At 67.3% G+C, this 16,421-nt stretch carries 14 protein-coding genes; 2 read left to right on the plus strand and 12 right to left on the minus strand.

Translation table 11 applies throughout. From position 1 onward, the window contains the following. Positions 1-531 precede the first annotated feature (531 nt). The 11 genes from hutG to AC1RWI_RS14640 all read right to left on the minus strand — a co-directional run bounded on the left by hutG (position 532) and on the right by AC1RWI_RS14640 (position 13,065). The gene (gene hutG / locus AC1RWI_RS14590) at positions 532-1,347 is read right to left on the minus strand and encodes an N-formylglutamate deformylase (protein ID WP_492867150.1); all 816 of its coding nucleotides are present in this window, start codon (positions 1,345-1,347) and stop codon (positions 532-534) included. 114 nt (positions 1,348-1,461) lie between these two features. Next, positions 1,462-2,862 carry a formimidoylglutamate deiminase gene (locus AC1RWI_RS14595; RefSeq protein ID WP_043349227.1) on the minus strand — a complete coding sequence of 467 codons (1,401 nt, stop codon included), beginning with the start codon at positions 2,860-2,862 and terminating at the stop codon, positions 1,462-1,464. Further along, entirely contained in the window at positions 2,859-4,151 is a 1,293-nt protein-coding gene (gene hutI, locus AC1RWI_RS14600) for an imidazolonepropionase (protein WP_492867152.1), read from the minus strand. Before hutI ends, AC1RWI_RS14595 begins: the two co-directional genes overlap by 4 nt. Further along, complete coding sequence (locus AC1RWI_RS14605) at positions 4,148-4,759, minus strand: HutD/Ves family protein (RefSeq protein ID WP_043349229.1); 612 nt, start codon at positions 4,757-4,759, stop codon at positions 4,148-4,150. Before AC1RWI_RS14605 ends, hutI begins: the two co-directional genes overlap by 4 nt. After that, positions 4,756-6,477, minus strand: coding sequence for a urocanate hydratase (gene hutU / locus AC1RWI_RS14610; protein WP_052494679.1), 1,722 nt, complete (start codon positions 6,475-6,477; stop codon positions 4,756-4,758). Before hutU ends, AC1RWI_RS14605 begins: the two co-directional genes overlap by 4 nt. 61 nt (positions 6,478-6,538) lie before the next feature. After that, a complete protein-coding gene (gene hutH, locus AC1RWI_RS14615; protein ID WP_043349232.1) occupies positions 6,539-8,119 on the minus strand; it encodes a histidine ammonia-lyase in 1,581 nt (526 codons plus the stop codon). 76 nt (positions 8,120-8,195) lie between these two features. Then, positions 8,196-8,969 carry a histidine utilization transcriptional repressor HutC gene (gene hutC, locus AC1RWI_RS14620; protein ID WP_043349236.1) on the minus strand — a complete coding sequence of 258 codons (774 nt, stop codon included), beginning with the start codon at positions 8,967-8,969 and terminating at the stop codon, positions 8,196-8,198. Between the two features lie 15 nt (positions 8,970-8,984). Then, complete coding sequence (locus AC1RWI_RS14625; protein ID WP_492867156.1) at positions 8,985-9,764, minus strand: ABC transporter ATP-binding protein; 780 nt, start codon at positions 9,762-9,764, stop codon at positions 8,985-8,987. Beyond that, the gene (locus AC1RWI_RS14630) at positions 9,761-10,633 is read right to left on the minus strand and encodes an ABC transporter permease (RefSeq protein WP_043349242.1); all 873 of its coding nucleotides are present in this window, start codon (positions 10,631-10,633) and stop codon (positions 9,761-9,763) included. Before AC1RWI_RS14630 ends, AC1RWI_RS14625 begins: the two co-directional genes overlap by 4 nt. Positions 10,634-10,646: 13 nt before the next feature. Next, the gene (locus tag AC1RWI_RS14635; RefSeq protein WP_043349244.1) at positions 10,647-11,618 is read right to left on the minus strand and encodes an ABC transporter substrate-binding protein; all 972 of its coding nucleotides are present in this window, start codon (positions 11,616-11,618) and stop codon (positions 10,647-10,649) included. Positions 11,619-12,084: 466 nt separating this feature from the next. Beyond that, positions 12,085-13,065, minus strand: a complete 981-nt coding sequence (locus AC1RWI_RS14640) for an NAD-dependent epimerase/dehydratase family protein (protein ID WP_043349246.1) — start codon at positions 13,063-13,065, stop codon at positions 12,085-12,087. A 9-nt stretch (positions 13,066-13,074) separates the two neighbouring features. Between AC1RWI_RS14640 and AC1RWI_RS14645 the strand changes: the two genes are divergently transcribed. Then, the gene (locus AC1RWI_RS14645) at positions 13,075-14,139 is read left to right on the plus strand and encodes a CDP-6-deoxy-delta-3,4-glucoseen reductase (protein WP_043349249.1); all 1,065 of its coding nucleotides are present in this window, start codon (positions 13,075-13,077) and stop codon (positions 14,137-14,139) included. Positions 14,140-14,405: 266 nt separating this feature from the next. Then, complete coding sequence (locus tag AC1RWI_RS14650) at positions 14,406-15,593, plus strand: acetylornithine transaminase (RefSeq protein ID WP_492867160.1); 1,188 nt, start codon at positions 14,406-14,408, stop codon at positions 15,591-15,593. A gap of 108 nt (positions 15,594-15,701) precedes the next feature. On the opposite strand, the gene AC1RWI_RS14655 is transcribed toward AC1RWI_RS14650, so the two are convergent. Then, entirely contained in the window at positions 15,702-16,418 is a 717-nt protein-coding gene (locus AC1RWI_RS14655) for an ABC transporter ATP-binding protein (RefSeq protein ID WP_043349255.1), read from the minus strand. Between the last annotated feature and the right edge of the window lie 3 nt (positions 16,419-16,421).

Raw genomic sequence — 16,421 nt, forward strand, 5'->3', positions numbered from 1 at the left:
TGGTGGCGCCCGCTGCCGTCGTGGTGGATCCGGGCCCCGGTCCAGGTTTCTGTCCGCCTGGCCAGGCGAAGAAAGGGCGCTGCTAGCAAGCGCGCGGGGCGTGCGCTGCCGCCTGCTGGTGGATGCGCGGGGCGCGCGCTGGCTGGCGCATGTTTGCCGATACGCTGCGCGACGGCGGCGTGGAGGTGGTGCAGGCCCTGCCCATGCGCTCGCTGATGGCGGTGCTCAAAAGCAAGAGCGCGCGCCTCGACCAGCGCAATCACCGCAAGATCATGGCGGTGGACTGCAGCATTGGCTGCATCGGCTCGCAAAACGTGATCGATGCCGAGTCGATGCCTGGACTGCCCAATGAAGAACTGGTGGCGCGCGTGACCGGGCCAGCGGCGGCCGCTGCCTACGCGGACCCGCCAAGATCTTTGCCGGTTGGCGGATTTGTTGCAGTAGATGTGACAACGCGACCCGTGGCTAGGGGTCGCGCCGGTAGTCATGCAAAAGCACGAGGACACCGAGAATCGGCAGGCGCCAGCAGGCTTAACGCGCTTCCACGTACCCCAACACCGTCTCCAGCATCGTCTTCAGCGTGGGCTGAATGCGCGTTGCCCGCGCCTCGTCATAGGCAAAGGGATAGGTCTCGCTCATATAGGCCGACTGCGTCAACTCGAGCTGCACTGCCTGCACGCCCTGCGCCGGCGCCCCGTACTGCCGCGTGATATAGCCGCCCTTGAAGCGCCCGTTAAGCACAGAGGTATAGCCCGGCAACGCGCCCGCGATATCCAGCAACTGGTTGGCCAGCGCGGCGTCGCAGCTGGCGCCATTGGCGGTGCCCAGGTTGAAGTCGGTCAGCTTGCCTTCGAAAAAGCGCGGCAGCACCGAGCGGATCGAATGCGCGTCCCACAGCGCCACGGTACCGTGCTCGGCGCGCAAGCGGGCCAGTTCTTCGGCGAGCGCGCCATGGTACGGGCGCCAGATGGCGTCGCGGCGCGCGGCGATTTCATCGTCGGCGGGCAGGCCGCTGGCGTCGGCGTAGATCGGCGTCTTGTCGAAGGTATCGACCGGGCACAGGCCGGTGGTGTCCTGGCCGGGGTAGAGATTGGCGTTGTCGGGCGGGCGGTTCAGGTCCACCACGTAGCGCGAGTGGGTGGCCACCAGGATGGAGGCGCCGAGCTCGCGCGCGAAATCGTACAGGCGCTCCAGGTGCCAGTCGGTATCGGGCACGGTGCGTGCCTCGGCGGTCAGCCGGTCGGACACGGAGGCCGGCAGGTGGGTGCCGACGTGCGGCATCGACACCAGCATCGGGCGCGTGCCGCGATGCAGGGTGAAAGCGGGGGTATCGGTCGAGAAGGCCATGTTTTCTTGTTTGCTGCTTTGCAACGTAAAGGCGCAGTGCTCATCAACGCGGGCCTGAAGCTTGTCGCGTCAAGCGACAAGCTTCAAGCGTCAGGCCGCGTGGTGCGCCGGGTTTTAGTCAGTCAGCAGGCTTGCGCGCGCAGCGGCAAAGCGCTTGCCAGCATCGGCCTGCAAGGCGTGCAGACCATGCTGCACGCGCATGCGGCCCGCCGTGCGGACTTCCGCTAGTGTCTCATGCCCATGGTTGGCAAACACATGGACTGCCAGCGCCTGGCTGCCCGACAAACCCGAGAGCGCGGGATGCGCCCCGTCCAGCACGACGAAATCCGCCTGCTGCCCGACGGCAATCGCGCCGATATCCCGGCCCGAGGCGCGCGCGCCGCCAAAGGCGGCATCGAGGTAAAGGCGGTCCGCCACCTGCCTGTGCGCGTCCGACGCCAGCACATTGCGCTTTTGCAGCGCCAGCCGCTGGCCGTACTCGAACAGCCGCAGCTCTTCCACGACGCTGACGCTGGCGTGGCTGTCCGAGCCGATGCCCCAGACACCGCCTTGCCCCAGGTAGGGCGCGGCATCGAATACCCCATCACCCAGGTTGGCCTCGGTGGTCGGGCAGATGCCGGCCACCGCGCCGCTGTGCGCCAGCCGCCTGCGTTCATCCCAGTCCAGGTGCGTGGCGTGCACCAGGCACCAGCGCGCATCCACCTCGGCATGGTCGAGCAGCCATGCCACCGGGCGTGTGCCCGTGAGCGTGATGCACTCGTCGACCTCGCGCTGCTGCTCGGCGATATGGATGTGCACCGGCGCTGTTGCATCCAGCGCGTGCAGGCCCGCCACGGCGTCGGCAAGACTCTGCGGCGGCACCGCGCGCAGCGAGTGCGGGGCAAGCCCCAGGCGAGCCTGGCCATGGCATTGCGGGGCCAGCCGGCCAAGCAAGGCGAGCATGGCGTGCGTCTCATGCAGGAAGCGGCGCTGATCCGGCACCGCGGGCTTGTCGCCGAAGCCGGCCGTCTGGTACAGCACCGGCAGCAGCGTGATGCCGATGCCGGCGGTCTGGGCGGCGCGCAGCAGGCGCAGCGACATCTCGGCAGGGTCGGCATAAGGCTTGCCGTGTGTGTCGTGATGCACGTAGTGGAACTCGCAAACGCTGGTGTAGCCCGCGCGCAGCATCTCGATATAGAGCTGCGTGGCGATGGCTTCCAGCGTATCGGGCGAAAGCCGCAGCGCGAAGCGGTACATCAGCTTGCGCCAGCTCCAGAAGGAATCGCTCTGCTGGCCGTCAGCCAGCGTCTCGCTGCGGAACTCGGTCAACCCGGCAAAACCGCGCTGGAACGCGTGCGAATGCAGATTGGGCATGCCCGGCAACAGCGGCCCGGCGGCGCGCGGCACGTCCACGGCGGGTTGCGCGCCGGCCTGCACCGTCGTGAATGCGCCAGCGTCGTCCCAGGCCAGCAGTACATCGCTGGCCCAGCCCGTGGGCAGCAAGGCCTGCGTGGCAAACAGGCTTCCGGCGTTCATGGCCGCACTCCTTGCACTGACGTGGCCGCAGGATAGACCTTGCCCTGGCGCACCACGGCGGCGGCGGGATTGCGCCCGAACCAGTAGGCCAGCTCGGCCGGCGAATCGACATTCCACAGCACGAAATCGGCGGCGCGCCCGGCGGCCAGCAAACCGTGCCGGTCGGCTGCGCCCAGCGCGCGCGCGGCGTGCGTGGTGACGCCTGCCAGCACTTCGGGCACGGTCAGCCTGAACAGGGTGCACGCCATATTCATCATCAGCAGCAGCGAAGTGACGGGTGACGTACCGGGATTGTGATCGGTGGAGATCGCCATCGGCACACCATGCCGGCGCAGCAGGTCGATCGGCGGCAGGTTGGTGTCACGCAGGAAATAGTAGGCACCCGGCAGCAGGACCGCCACCGTGCCCGACCCGGCCATGGCAACGACGCCGGCCTCATCGAGATGTTCCAGGTGATCGGCCGACAGCGCGCGGTAACGCGCCGCCAGCGCGGTGCCACCCAGGTTGCTGAGTTGCTCGGCGTGCAGCTTGACGCGCAAGCCGTGGCGCTCGGCGGCCTGGAAGACGCGCTCGGTCTGCGCCAGGCTGAAGCCCACGGATTCGCAAAAGGCGTCCACCGCATCGATGAGGCCCTCGTCGGCCAGCACGGGCATCATGGTTTCGCACATCAGCGTGATGTAGTCGTCGGCGCGGCCCGCGTATTCCGGCGGCAGCGCGTGCGCGCCAAGAAAGGTGGTATGCACTGTCACGCCGAAGGCATCGCCCAGGCGGCGCGCCACGCGCAGCTGCTTGCGTTCGCTGGCGAGATCCAGGCCGTAGCCAGACTTGATCTCCAGGGTGGTCACACCTTCGGCCAGCAGCGGCGCAAGACGCGCGGCGGCCAGCGCGAACAGCGTGTCTTCATCGGCGGCGCGGGTGGCGCGCACGGTGGAGACGATGCCGCCGCCGGCGCGCGCGATTTCCTCATAGCCTGCGCCGGCCAGGCGCATGGCGAATTCATCGGCACGCTGCCCGCCGTACACCAGGTGGGTGTGGCAGTCGACCAGGCCCGGCGTGATCCAGGCGTTGCCCGCGTCATGGCGCGGCAGCGCCGCATACACCTGCGGCAGCTCGGCCTGCATGCCGAGCCACACGATGCGGCCTTGCTGCACGACCAGCGCGGCGTCACGGATGGCCTTGGTGGGATCCCCGTCGGGCAGCAGGTGGCAGCGATGCCAGACGCCATCGGCGGACCTGGCGGATTCAGTGGACGAAGAGATAGCGGCGGCCTGCGCCGGGTTCAGGTTCATTGCGGGTTCTCCAACTCCAACTCCAGGGTGACGCACAGGCAAAGCGCGGGCTCCGACATCGCCTGCAGGCGATATGGCACCGCTACGCCTTGCGCAAACAGCATGCCGTCGTCGCTGGCCAGCACGGCTTGGCCGCCCTGGCCGGCAATGCCGTGGCGCCATGCCCCCTCAACCACGAACAACAACACCGCATGCGCGCCGGGCGCGATCGTGAATTCGTCGTGCGCCGCGACCACGCTCGCGCGGCACTGGCCGCGCCGCGTCATCACATTGAAGTCGCGCGTGGCGCCATCCAGCAGCGTGGCCTGCACGCCGCGCTCGCCGGCAAAGGCAAAGGGCTCGCCAACGGTATCGAGGCGATGATCGAAGCTGCCATCGTCAGCCAGCAGGCGCACGCCCTCGCCGTCCAGCAGCACGATCTGGCGGTCGATGCCGGGAAAGGCGGAGAACGGCCCATCGGCGGCGATGTCGGCCACGCTCACGCGCCACAGGAATGCGTCCATGCCGGCGCCCGGCGGCCACGCGGCGATCTCGCGGGTAACGCCGCCGCCGTTCTTCCAGGGGTGCGCGGCCAGCGCGCCGAGCGAGAAACGTTCGACGCCGTTCATACGCCTGCCGCCTTTGGCACCATCGGCAGGTTCAGGCCCTTCTCATGGGCGCAGTCGATCGCGCTTTCGTAGCCCGCGTCGGCGTGGCGCATCACGCCGGTGGCCGGGTCGTTCCACAGCACCCGTTCGATGCGCTTGGCGGCAGCATCGGTGCCATCGCAAACGATCACCACGCCAGAATGCTGCGAGAAGCCCATGCCCACACCGCCGCCGTGATGCAGGCTGACCCACGTGGCACCGCCCGCGGTGTTGAGCAGCGCGTTGAGCAGCGGCCAGTCGGACACCGCATCGGAGCCGTCGCGCATGGCTTCGGTCTCGCGGTTGGGGCTGGCAACCGAGCCGCAATCCAGGTGGTCGCGGCCAATCACGATCGGCGCCTTCAACTCGCCGTTCTTCACCATCTCGTTGAACGCCAGGCCCGCGCGGTGGCGCTCGTCCAGCCCCACCCAGCAGATGCGCGCGGGCAGGCCCTGGAAGGCGATGCGATCGCGCGCCATGTCCAGCCAGCGGTGCAGGTGCGCGTCTTCGGGGAACAGTTCCTTCATCTTGGCATCGGTCTTGTAGATGTCCTCGGGGTCGCCCGATAGCGCAACCCAGCGGAACGGGCCCTTGCCGCGGCAAAACAGCGGGCGGATATACGCCGGCACGAACCCCGGGAAATCAAAGGCATTGGCCACGCCTTCATCAAAGGCGACCTGACGGATGTTGTTGCCGTAGTCCAACGTGGGCACGCCCATCTGCTGGAAGGCCAGCATGGCCTGCACGTGCTTGACGATGGAGGTCTTGGCAGCGGCCTCGACTGATTTGGGATCGGCCGTGCGCGCGGCTTCCCATTGCCCGACGGTCCAGCCCGCCGGCAGGTACCCGTTGACCAGGTCGTGCGCCGAGGTCTGGTCGGTGACGATGTCCGGGCGCATGCCGCCGGCCTGCGCCCGCTTGACCAGCTCCGGCATGATCTCGGCAGCGTTGCCGAGCAGGCCGACTGAGATGGCCTGCTTGTTGCGCGTGGCTTCTTCGATCATGGCCAGCGCTTCGTCGATGCTGGTGGCCTTCTTGTCGACATAGCGCGTGCGCAGGCGGAAGTCGATGCGCGACTCCTGGCACTCGATCGCCAGCACGCACGCGCCGGCCAGCACGCCGGCCAGCGTCTGCGCGCCGCCCATGCCGCCCAGACCTGCCGTGAGGATCCACTTGCCGGTGAGATCGTTGTTGTAGTGCTGGCGACCGGCTTCGACAAAGGTCTCGAAAGTGCCCTGCACGATGCCCTGCGTGCCGATATAGATCCACGAGCCGGCTGTCATCTGGCCGTACATCATCAGGCCAGCGCGGTCCAGCTCGTTGAACTTGTCCCAGGTGGCCCAGTGCGGCACCAGGTTGGAGTTGGCAATCAGCACGCGCGGTGCATCGGCATGGGTGCGAAACACGCCCACCGGCTTGCCGGATTGCACCAGCAGCGACTCTTCCTCGCCCAGGTTGCGCAGGCTGTCGAGAATGGCGTCGAAACACTCCCAGTTGCGCGCCGCCTTGCCGATGCCGCCGTACACCACCAGGTCCTGCGGGCGCTCGGCCACATCGGGGTCCAGGTTGTTCTGGAGCATGCGGTAGGCGGCTTCGATCAGCCAGTTCTTGCAGTGCAGCTCGGTGCCGCGCGGCGCGCGGATCTCGCGCTGGCCACGCAGGGGCGCCGCTTTGGTGAATTGGTGTTCGTTGGCGTTCATGTGGGGTTCTCCTGCCTGTTCAGTTCTGCGGTTCAGCCTGCGTTCGAGAGTGGCGCGCGCATCAAGCCACGCCCACCTGCGACGGCAGCACCTGCCGCACCGCCTCGGGCCAGCCCGCACCCGCGTCACCCTGCTGCACCCACTGCTTCATCGCCTCGATATCCGGCGCGAAGTAGCGGTCGCCTTCCACAAAGGCCACGCGCTCGCGAATGCGTGCGATCTCGCTCTCGATCAGCGGCGAGGACTCCAGCGGGCGGTGGAACTCGATGCCCTGCGCGGCGGCCATGGCTTCGATGCCGACCACCACGGCGGTGTTCTCCGCCATATCGCCCAGGCGGCGCGCGCCGTAGGTGGCCATCGACACATGGTCCTCCTGGTTGGCCGACGTCGGCAAGCTGTCCACGCTGGCAGGATGCGCCAGCGACTTGTTCTCGGAAGCCAACGCGGCGGCAGTGACCTGCGCGATCATGAAGCCCGAATGCAGGCCGCCGTCGCGCACCAGGAACGGCGGCAGGCCGGACAGGCCGGAATCGAGCAGCAGCGCGAGGCGGCGCTCGGAGATCGCGCCGATCTCCGCGATGGCCAGCGCGATGATGTCGGCGGCAAACGCCACCGGCTCGGCGTGGAAGTTGCCGCCCGAGATCACGTCGCCCTGCTCCGGGAACACCAGCGGATTGTCGGACGCGGCGTTGGCTTCGATCTGCAGTACGCGCGCGGCGTGTTGCAGGTTATCCAGGCAGGCGCCCATCACCTGCGGCTGGCAGCGGATGGAGTACGGGTCCTGCACGCGGCCGCAGCTCACGTGCGAGTCCACGATCTTGCTGCCATCGAGCAGCGCGCGCACGGCGCCGGCCACGGCGATCTGGCCGGCCTGGCCGCGCGCGGCGTGGATGCGCGCGTCGAACGGCTTGACCGAGCCCTTGATGGCTTCGAGCGACAGCGCGCCCGCCACCAGCCCGGCAGCGAAGATGTCTTCGGCGGCAAACAGGCCCGCCAGCGCCAGCGCGGTGGAAACCTGCGTGCCGTTGAGCAGCGCCAACCCTTCCTTGGGGCCCAGCGTGAAGGGCGCCAGGCCCGCGTGGGCAAGCCCTTCGGCGGCCGGGCGGCGCACGCCGTCGATCATCACCTCGCCCACGCCAATCAGCGTGCACGACATATGCGCCAGCGGCGCGAGATCGCCCGACGCGCCCACCGAGCCCTTGGCCGGAATGCACGGCGTGACGCCCGCGTTGGTCAGCGCCAGCAGCGCCTCGATGATTTCGGGACGGATGCCGGAATGGCCGCGCGCCAGGCTCACCGCCTTGATCGCCAGGATCAGGCGCACGGTGTCGCTGTGCAGGTCCGCGCCGGTGCCCACGCTGTGCGACAGCACCAGGTTGCGCTGCAACTCCGCCAGCTTGTCATGCGGGATGCGTGTTTGCGCCAGCTTGCCAAAGCCGGTGTTGATGCCGTAGACCACCGCATCTGCGTCGATGATGTCCTGCACGGTGGCCTGGGACGCGCGTACGCCAGCCCACGCGGATGCATCCATCGCCAGGCTCACTTCGCCGCGATGGATGCGGCGCAGGTCGGCCAGCGTGACGGAGCCGGGCTGCAAGGTCAGCAGCGGGCGGGAAGTTTGGTTGGCTTGGGTGGCGCTCATTTGTATGTTCCTGTCTATACAGCCTGGTTCGTGCGTTGGCTGGTGGATCTGAAAAAACTAACGGCCCTTGGCTGGTTCAGCCGAAGGCCGGGTTGCCATCGGCGCGGAATCGGCTGCCTAGGCGGTAGCGGTTGCCTGGGTGCAGGCAACGTACAAAGGTCACGGGAGTGCCGCCCGTCCAAGTGCGGCGGGTCAGCAGCAGGCACGGCTGGGTAGCCGGCATTTCCAGTTGGGCGGCCTGTTCCGCCGTGGCGGAAATGGCATCGACCACGTGTTCGATCTGGTCGTAGGGTACGTGGCGCAGCAGGTACTCGCCAGGCTTCACCGCGTCGGCGGCGGCAAAATCCTGGTTGATGAAGTCCGGCGCGACGCGCGGGTTCACATAGCGGTCTTCGAGCTGCACCGGCACGCCGTCCTCGCGGTGCACGCACACGGAGTGGAACACCGATTCGCCGGTGCGCAGATCCAGCGCGGCCGCTACCTCGATGGAGGCAGCCACGCGTTCCACCACCATGACGTCGCAAGCGTAGTCATGTCCGCGCATGCGGATCTCGTCCTGCAGGTTGACCACGTTGAGCAGCGTCGACTGCGGCTTGTGCTGCGCCACGAAGGTGCCCACGCCGGCCACGCGCACCACCCGGCCCTGCTCGGCCAGCTCGCGCAGCGCGCGGTTCACCGTCATGCGCGACACGCCAAAGCGGGTGACAAGCTCCTGCTCGGAGGGCACACGGTCCCCCGGCTGCCACGCGCGGCTCTGGATATGGCGCGCGATGTAGTCCTTCACCTGCTGGTAGAGCGCGGCGGGCGTGGCATCGGGAACACCCCGGCGGTTGGCGGTGGCAGCTTTCATGGCTTGGTTGGCAACTCAGTGTTCGGCGCAGGCCATGGCCTCGGCGCGGATTTCCTCGGTCAGTACCGCCTTGAGTTCCGAGAACGCCGGCGACGTCTTGATGGTGTAGTGGCGCGGATGCGCAAAGTCCACGTCGATGGTGCGCTTGATGCGGCCCGGGCGCGCCGAGAACACGGCAACGCGGTTGGCCATGAAGATGGCCTCGTCGATATCGTGCGTGACGAACAGCACCGTCTTGCGCGAGGCTTCCCAGATGCCCAGCAGCAGTTCCTGCATCAGCACGCGGGTCTGGTTGTCCAGCGCACCAAAGGGCTCGTCCAGCAGCAGGATCTTGGGGTCGTTGGCCAGCGCCCGCGCAATGGCCGTGCGCTGCTGCATGCCGCCCGAGAGCTGCTTGGGGAAATGATGCTCGAAGCCGCGCAGGCCCACGCGCTGGATAAAGAAGTCGCTGCGCTCGCGCTGGCCGGCCGCGCTCATGCCGCGCTCGCGCAGGCCAAAGCGCACGTTCTGCTCGATGGTCAGCCACGGGAACAGCGTGTACGACTGGAACACCATGCCGCGCTCCGCACCCGGGCCGGTGACTTCCTGCCCGTCGAGCAGCACGCGCCCGGTGGTGGGCGTATCCAGCCCGGCGACGATGCGCAGCAGCGTGGACTTGCCGCAGCCCGAGGGGCCGAGGATGGTGACGAAGTCGTTGTCCGCCACTTCGAAATCGGTCGGCTGCAGGGCCAGGGTCTGGCCGCCGCGCGGATTGACGAAGGTTCGCGAGACCTGCTGGATGGACAGCGCGCTCATTTGATCGAACTCCACGGGAACAGGCGCTGGTTGGCCAGCTTGAAAGCCAGGTCGGAGACCAGGCCGATGCAACCGATCACGATGATGCCGAAGATGATCTGCCCGGTGTTGAGCAGCGCCTGGCTGTCGGTGATCATATGGCCGATGCCGGAGGACGAGCCGATCAGCTCGGCCACGATGACATAGGTCCAGGCCCAGCCCAGCACCAGGCGCAGGATCTCGGCGATCTCAGGCGCGGCGCCCGGGATCAGCACGCGCCGCACGATGCCGCTGCTGTTGGCGCCCAGCGTGTAGGCCGCCTCCACCAGGTCGCGCCGCGCGCCACCCACTGCCACCGCCACCATCAGCACGATCTGGAAGAACGAGCCGATAAAGATCACCAGCACCTTCTGCGCCTCGCCGATGCCGGCCCACAGGATCAGCAGCGGGATGAAGGCCGATGCCGGCAGGTAGCGGCAAAACGAGACGAAGGGCTCGAAGAACGCCTCCGCCGCCTTGTACGCGCCCATGAAGATGCCCAGCGGCACGGCCAGCGCGGCGGCCAGCACGAAGCCGCCCAGCACGCGCCATACCGTCATGCCGATGTCACCGATGAAGTTGTACTCGGTGAATAGCAGCAAACCTTCATGGGCCATGGTCGCCGGATCGGCCAGGAAGTTGCGCGGCACCATGCCGCCCAGGGTCACCGCCGCCCACGCGGCAAAGAACACCACGAAGAACGACAAGCCCAGCACCCAGCGCGCGCGCTGGGTGACCGGCGCCAGCGGCGCCAGCCAGGGATGCCGGCGCGCGGCCACCGGCGTCACCGCGGCGGGAGCGGGCGTTGTCGCCGCACCCGCGGCGGGCGAACCAATGTGAACCTGCGTCATGGCACCGACCTCGTTACTTGATGAAGCGCGCGTCGTACAGGGCGGTGACGTCCGGCACCTGGCGAATCACGCCGATCTCCAGCAGCACTTGCGCCGCTTCCTTGCTGAAGCTGGCCAGCTCGCCGCCGAAGAATTTACGGTTGGCGTCACGATCCTGCCAGCGCAGGTAGGCGGACGACTTGGCGAACTGCTCGCCGCTTTGCTTGACCGCCGCGCCCATGACGTCGTTCGCCTTGGCCGGGTCCTGCCTGATCATGTCGAGCGCTTCGAAGTAGCTGTCCACCAGCGCTTGCGCGGCCTTGGGATTGTCCTTGAGCCACTTGGGCGCGCAGCCCAGCGTGTCCATCACCATCGGGTAGTCCAGCGTGGTGGCGAGGATCTTGCCCTTGTCCGGGTTCTGGCGCACCGACGACAGGTACGGTTCATACGTCATGGCAGCATCGTTCTGGCCCGCGACGAAAGCCTGCGCGGCGGCTTGCGGCGACAGCGTGGTGGTCTTCACATCCTTCAGGCTCATGCCGTTCTTCTTGAGCATCCAGGCCAGGCCGAAGTAAGGCGCGGTGCCCGGCGCGTCCACGCCGATGGTCTTGCCCTTGAGGTCGGCAAAGCCTTTCACGTCGCCGCGCACGGCCAGGCCGTCGGCGCCGTAGGACTTATCGAGCTGCACGATCTGGGTGATGGGCACGCCGTTGGCATTCCAGGCCACATGGGTCTCGACCGTGGTGGCAGCGCACTGGATGGCACCCGCGGCAAGTGCCAGGTGACGGTCCTTCTGCGGAATCATCTTGATGTCGACGTCGACACCATGCTTCTTGAAGATGCCGGCCTTGTCAGCCAGCGTCAGCGGCGCGAAGCCGGTCCAGCCGCTCATGCCCAGCGTGACCTGTGTGGCTTGCGCTTGCGCGGTGCCTGCGGCACCCAGCGTGGCGACGACTGCTGCTACGGCGACGGCTAGCGACTTACCGCTACGGATACGAAATCCCATCTTCCTGGCTCCTTTGGTGTGATGCGAACGGGGCCGCGCCAGCGCGGGCGGCGGCCGGATCGCCCGGCTCGGGCGGCGCCGTACTTGCAGCGCCGGTCATTTGCCAGGCAATTTAGCAACCCTGTATATACAAGTCAATGCAGTAGTTAACCCGAGGCGAAGGACAGAACTGGCGTGGCCGGCACTTAGGTGCGGCCGAGCCTGGAACGGCACGAAACGCGCACAAAATGGCGGCGTTACGGGATCAGGCCGGGTGCCCGCCGATGCCCGCTGACGGGGCATCCGGCGCTTGCCGCCTTCGCCTGCGCGCACCAGATCCGCGCACGGTTACGCTGAAAGCATCACTTGCTGTCTATACAGGATCGAGCGGCAACACCAATGCAAACGGTGTGCCACCAGGCGCCACCGGGGCGCCACCAGGATGCGAAAGGAAAGCGCTCCCGGGCGACGCCGAGAGCACCTGCATTCAGGCGTCGAAAAAGGAGGCCACGGTGGGATAGCGCAGCCGCAGGCGCAGCTCGCGTTTGAGACGGGCGTTTTCCAGCCGGCGCGATTCGCTCATGAAGCTGAGCAAGGTTGGCTCCACGGCTTCGCGCAATTGCGCGCGAGCCAGGCGCGGCGGGCGGGGCAGGCCGCGGCGGTCGGCCACCAGGTCGAAGTAATCGGCCATGCGCATTTCCGAATCGTCGCTGGCATGCACCACCCGCTGCGCGCGGCCGCGGAACAGCGACGCCACCATGGTGCGGGCAAGGTCCAGGGCATGGATGTGGTTGGTATAGACATCGTCCTGCGGCACCAGCGCCGGCGTGCCCTTGGCCAGGCGGGCCAGCGGCAGCCGGTCTTCGGCATAAATGCCGGGGATGCGCACGATGGAAGCGCGCCAGCCGGCATGGCGGCCAAAGTCCCGCACGGACTGCTCTGCCGCCACGCGGCGCCGGGCGCGCGCGGTTTGCGGGCGCACCGCCTGCGATTCCGCCAGCCTGGCGCCCCCCCGGTCGCCATACACGCCCGAGGTGCTGGCGTAGACAAACGCTGGCGGCGCAGCGCGTCGGCCGGACCTGCCGTAGCGTCGGTCGGGTAGAATGGCGGGCTTGGCAGACCATCCGCCCGGCCGTGCGGCGGACCGCCGCCAGGCGCCGCGCCGCAAGGCGCGCAGCAGCGCCAGCGTGCGGGGATCGCCCTCGCCGCGCGACGGCGGCGGCGCCAGGTGCAGCACCCTGTCGGCCAGCCCGGCCAGGCGCGCCAGCGTGGCGGGCCGGTCCAGGTCGGCTACCAGCGGCACGGCGCCGTTGTCCCGCAGCTCAGTGCGGCGGGACGGCTGCGAAGTGATGGAAAAGACGCGCCAGCGCGTCGATAGAATACGCAGGCAACGTGTGCCCACATCCCCACAGCCAACGATGAGTAGGCGCGGGCGACCCAGGCGGCGTCGCGACAGATTTTTGCTCATAGAGTGATTATGGCTTATCAAGTTACCGTCATGCCCAGCGGCCGCACATTTGAAGCGGCCGCGGATGAAACCATCCTTACTGCGGCCCTGCGCCACAGCATTGGCCTGCCCTACGGCTGCAAGAACGGCGCATGCGGATCCTGCAAGGGCCGTGTCACCGCTGGCGGCATCGAGCAGGGCGACCATGCGCTTTCCGCGCTGTCCGCGCAGGAAAAGACCGAGGGCCGCGCGCTGTTCTGCTGCGCCAAGCCCACCTCGGACATCACCATCGAGTGCCGCGAGGTGCAAGGCGCCGGCGACATCCCCATCAAGAAGGTGCCGTGCCGCGTCGCCACCCTGGAGCGCGTGGCCGACGACGTCATCGTGACCCGCCTGCAACTGCCCGCCACCGAGCGCATGCAGTTCCTGGCCGGCCAGTATGTCGAGTTCCTGCTGCGCGACGGCAAGCGCCGCAGCTACTCCATCGCCACGCCGCCGCACCAGGAAGGCCCGATCGAGCTGCACATCCGCCATATGCCCGGCGGCACCTTCACCGACTACGTGTTCGGCGCCAGGGAAGGCCAGCCGGCCATGAAGGAGCGCGACATCCTGCGCTTCGAAGGCCCGCTCGGCAGCTTCTTCCTGCGTGAAGACTCCGACAAGCCCATCATCCTGCTGGCCTCCGGCACCGGCTTCGCGCCGATCAAGGCCATCGTCGAGCACGCGGTCTACACCGGCATCACCCGCCCGATGACGCTGTATTGGGGCGGCCGCCGCCCGCGCGATCTCTACATGCATGCGCTGTGCGAGCAATGGGCGCGCGAGCTGCCCAACTTCCGCTACGTGCCGGTGATCTCCAACGCCCAGGACAGCGACGACTGGGACGGCCGCACCGGCTTTGTCCACGAGGCCGTGATGGAAGACCATCCCGACCTGTCCGGCTTCGAGGTCTACGCCTGCGGCGCGCCGGTGATGATCAATGCCGCGCGCAAGGACTTTTCCCTGCGCTGCGACCTGCACGAGGATGCCTTCTTCGCCGACTCGTTCACGTCGGAAGCGGACATGCATCCGGCGGGTTCGGCACCGGCGGCCTGAGCGCCCCGCTGCCCGTTTCCAAGCGACAACAATGCCCGGCTCCGCCAAAATTCGTTTTGACAGCCGGGCGCATGGGCCTTATATTGGCCGCCATGAACTACGCTATCGACAACCGACGCAGCTACCGTACGTCGCTCCCTACCGGGGTGCCTCGCGGCTGACCGTCCATAGCTTCTGTTCAGGTCAACAAGCCACGGGCAATCCCCGTGGCTTTTTGTTTTTCTGCTCTCCTCTCCCCTGTTTCACGCCGACCCCTGGAGTCCGCCATGGCATTTGCTGAGTACCCCGTCCAATCCCTGATGTACATCACCAACCGGCCCGAGCTCGTCTTTACCGAAGGCAAGGGCTCGTGGCTCACGGACCATAACGGCAAGCGATACCTGGACTTCGTGCAGGGCTGGGCGGTCAACTGCCTGGGACACTCCAACCAGGCCATGATCGACGCGCTGGTCGACCAGTCGAAGAAGCTGTTCAACCCCAGCCCGGCGTTCTACAACGAACCCATGCTCAGGCTGGCCAGGCAGCTCACCGATGCCAGCTGCTTTGACAAGGTGTTCTTCGCCAACAGCGGCGCGGAAGCCAACGAAGGCGCGATCAAGCTGGCGCGCAAATGGGGCCGCAAGCACAAGAACGGCGCGTTCGAGATCATCACCATGGACCACAGCTTCCACGGCCGCACGCTCGCCACCATGAGCGCGTCGGGCAAGGCCGGCTGGGACACCATCTTCGCGCCACAGGTGCCGGGCTTCCCCAAGGCCGACCTGAACGACCTGGCCTCGGTCGAAAAGCTGATCAACGACAAGACCGTGGCCATCATGCTGGAGCCGGTGCAGGGCGAAGGCGGCGTGATCCCCGCCTCGCGCGAATTCATGCAAGGCCTGCGCAAGCTGGCCGACCAGCACAAGCTGCTGTTCATCGTCGACGAAGTGCAGACCGGTTGCGGCCGTTGCGGCACCATGTTCGCCTATGAACTGTCGGGCGTGGAGCCGGACATCATGACGCTGGGCAAGGGCATTGGCGGCGGCGTGCCGCTGGCAGCCCTGCTGTGCAAGGCCGAAGTCGCCAGCTTCGAAGCCGGCGACCAGGGCGGCACCTACAACGGCAACCCGGTGATGACGGCCGTTGGCAGCGCCGTGATCTCGCAGCTGACCGCGCCCGGCTTCCTGCAAAGCGTGCAGGACAAAGGCGCCTACCTGCGCGAGCAGCTGCTGGCGCTGACGTCCGAGTTCGGCCTGGGTGGCGAGCGCGGCGAAGGCCTGCTGCGCGCGCTGGTGCTGAACAAGGACATCGGCCCGCAACTGGTGGAAGAAGCGCGCGACATGCAGCCGCAAGGCCTGCTGCTGAATTCGCCGCGCCCCAACCTGCTGCGCTTCATGCCCGCGCTGAACGTGACCATCGAGGAAATCGACCAGATGATCGGCATGCTGCGCACGCTGCTGAAAAAGCTGGCCTGAGCCTTGTCCTGAAGCCGGCGCGCCGCCGGCCAGGTAAAAAGAAAAAGCCCCGCAAATCGCTTGCGGGGCTTTTTCCTTGCAGCAAACCACGGCGTCACACAGGCGGCATCACTCGCCCAGATACGCCGCGCGGACCTTCGGATCGTCCAGCATCTGCTTGGCGTCGCCGCTCATGGTGACCAGGCCCGACTCCATCACATAGCCGCGGTGGGCGGCCTGCAGCGCCAGCCGCGCGTTCTGCTCCACCAGCAGCACGGTCACGCCCAGCGCGGAGACGTCGCGCACCACCTCGAAGATCTTCGCGACCATGATCGGCGACAGGCCCATCGAGGGCTCGTCCAGCAGCAGCAGCTTGGGCTGGCTCATCAGCGCGCGCGCCATCGCCAGCATCTGCTGTTCGCCGCCGGACATGGTGCCGGCCAGCTGGTTGGCGCGCTCCTTCAGGCGCGGGAAGATGCCGAACATGCGGTCGATGTCGGCCTTGATGCCGGCCTCGTCGGTGCGCGTGTAGGCGCCCATCTGCAGGTTCTCGGTAATGGTCATGCGCGCAAATACGCCGCGCCCTTCCGGCACCATCGCCAGCCCTTGCTTGAGCAGCGTGTAGCTTGGCACCCCCTTGATGGACTTGCCCATGTACTCCACATCGCCGCCGGCCCATCCCTGCAGGCCGGTGATGGCCTTCATGGTGGTGGTCTTGCCGGCGCCGTTGGCACCGATCAGCGTGACCAGTTCGCCTTCTTTGATCTCGAGGTCGATGCCCTTGACCGCCTGGATGCCGCCGTACGCGACCTTCAGGCCGGATATCTTCAGTAGTGTTTCTTTCATTGT

The sequence above is a fragment of the Cupriavidus sp. MPR-AND1C genome (assembly GCF_058809705.1).

Excerpts from the sequence above, each read along its gene's own strand:
- hutH (WP_043349232.1), bottom strand. The coding sequence starts at position 8,119 with ATGAGCGCCACCCAAGCCAACCAAACTTCCCGCCCGCTGCTGACCTTG.
- hutU (WP_052494679.1), bottom strand. The coding sequence starts at position 6,477 with ATGAACGCCAACGAACACCAATTCACCAAAGCGGCGCCCCTGCGTGGC.
- AC1RWI_RS14645 (WP_043349249.1), top strand. The coding sequence starts at position 13,075 with ATGGCTTATCAAGTTACCGTCATGCCCAGCGGCCGCACATTTGAAGCG.
- AC1RWI_RS14635 (WP_043349244.1), bottom strand. The coding sequence starts at position 11,618 with ATGGGATTTCGTATCCGTAGCGGTAAGTCGCTAGCCGTCGCCGTAGCA.
- AC1RWI_RS14625 (WP_492867156.1), bottom strand. The coding sequence starts at position 9,764 with ATGAGCGCGCTGTCCATCCAGCAGGTCTCGCGAACCTTCGTCAATCCG.
- AC1RWI_RS14640 (WP_043349246.1), bottom strand. The coding sequence starts at position 13,065 with ATGAGCAAAAATCTGTCGCGACGCCGCCTGGGTCGCCCGCGCCTACTC.
- AC1RWI_RS14650 (WP_492867160.1), top strand. The coding sequence starts at position 14,406 with ATGGCATTTGCTGAGTACCCCGTCCAATCCCTGATGTACATCACCAAC.
- AC1RWI_RS14630 (WP_043349242.1), bottom strand. The coding sequence starts at position 10,633 with ATGACGCAGGTTCACATTGGTTCGCCCGCCGCGGGTGCGGCGACAACG.
- AC1RWI_RS14595 (WP_043349227.1), bottom strand. The coding sequence starts at position 2,862 with ATGAACGCCGGAAGCCTGTTTGCCACGCAGGCCTTGCTGCCCACGGGC.
- AC1RWI_RS14605 (WP_043349229.1), bottom strand. The coding sequence starts at position 4,759 with ATGAACGGCGTCGAACGTTTCTCGCTCGGCGCGCTGGCCGCGCACCCC.
- hutG (WP_492867150.1), bottom strand. The coding sequence starts at position 1,347 with ATGGCCTTCTCGACCGATACCCCCGCTTTCACCCTGCATCGCGGCACG.
- hutI (WP_492867152.1), bottom strand. The coding sequence starts at position 4,151 with ATGAACCTGAACCCGGCGCAGGCCGCCGCTATCTCTTCGTCCACTGAA.
- hutC (WP_043349236.1), bottom strand. The coding sequence starts at position 8,969 with ATGAAAGCTGCCACCGCCAACCGCCGGGGTGTTCCCGATGCCACGCCC.
- AC1RWI_RS14655 (WP_043349255.1), bottom strand. The coding sequence starts at position 16,418 with ATGAAAGAAACACTACTGAAGATATCCGGCCTGAAGGTCGCGTACGGC.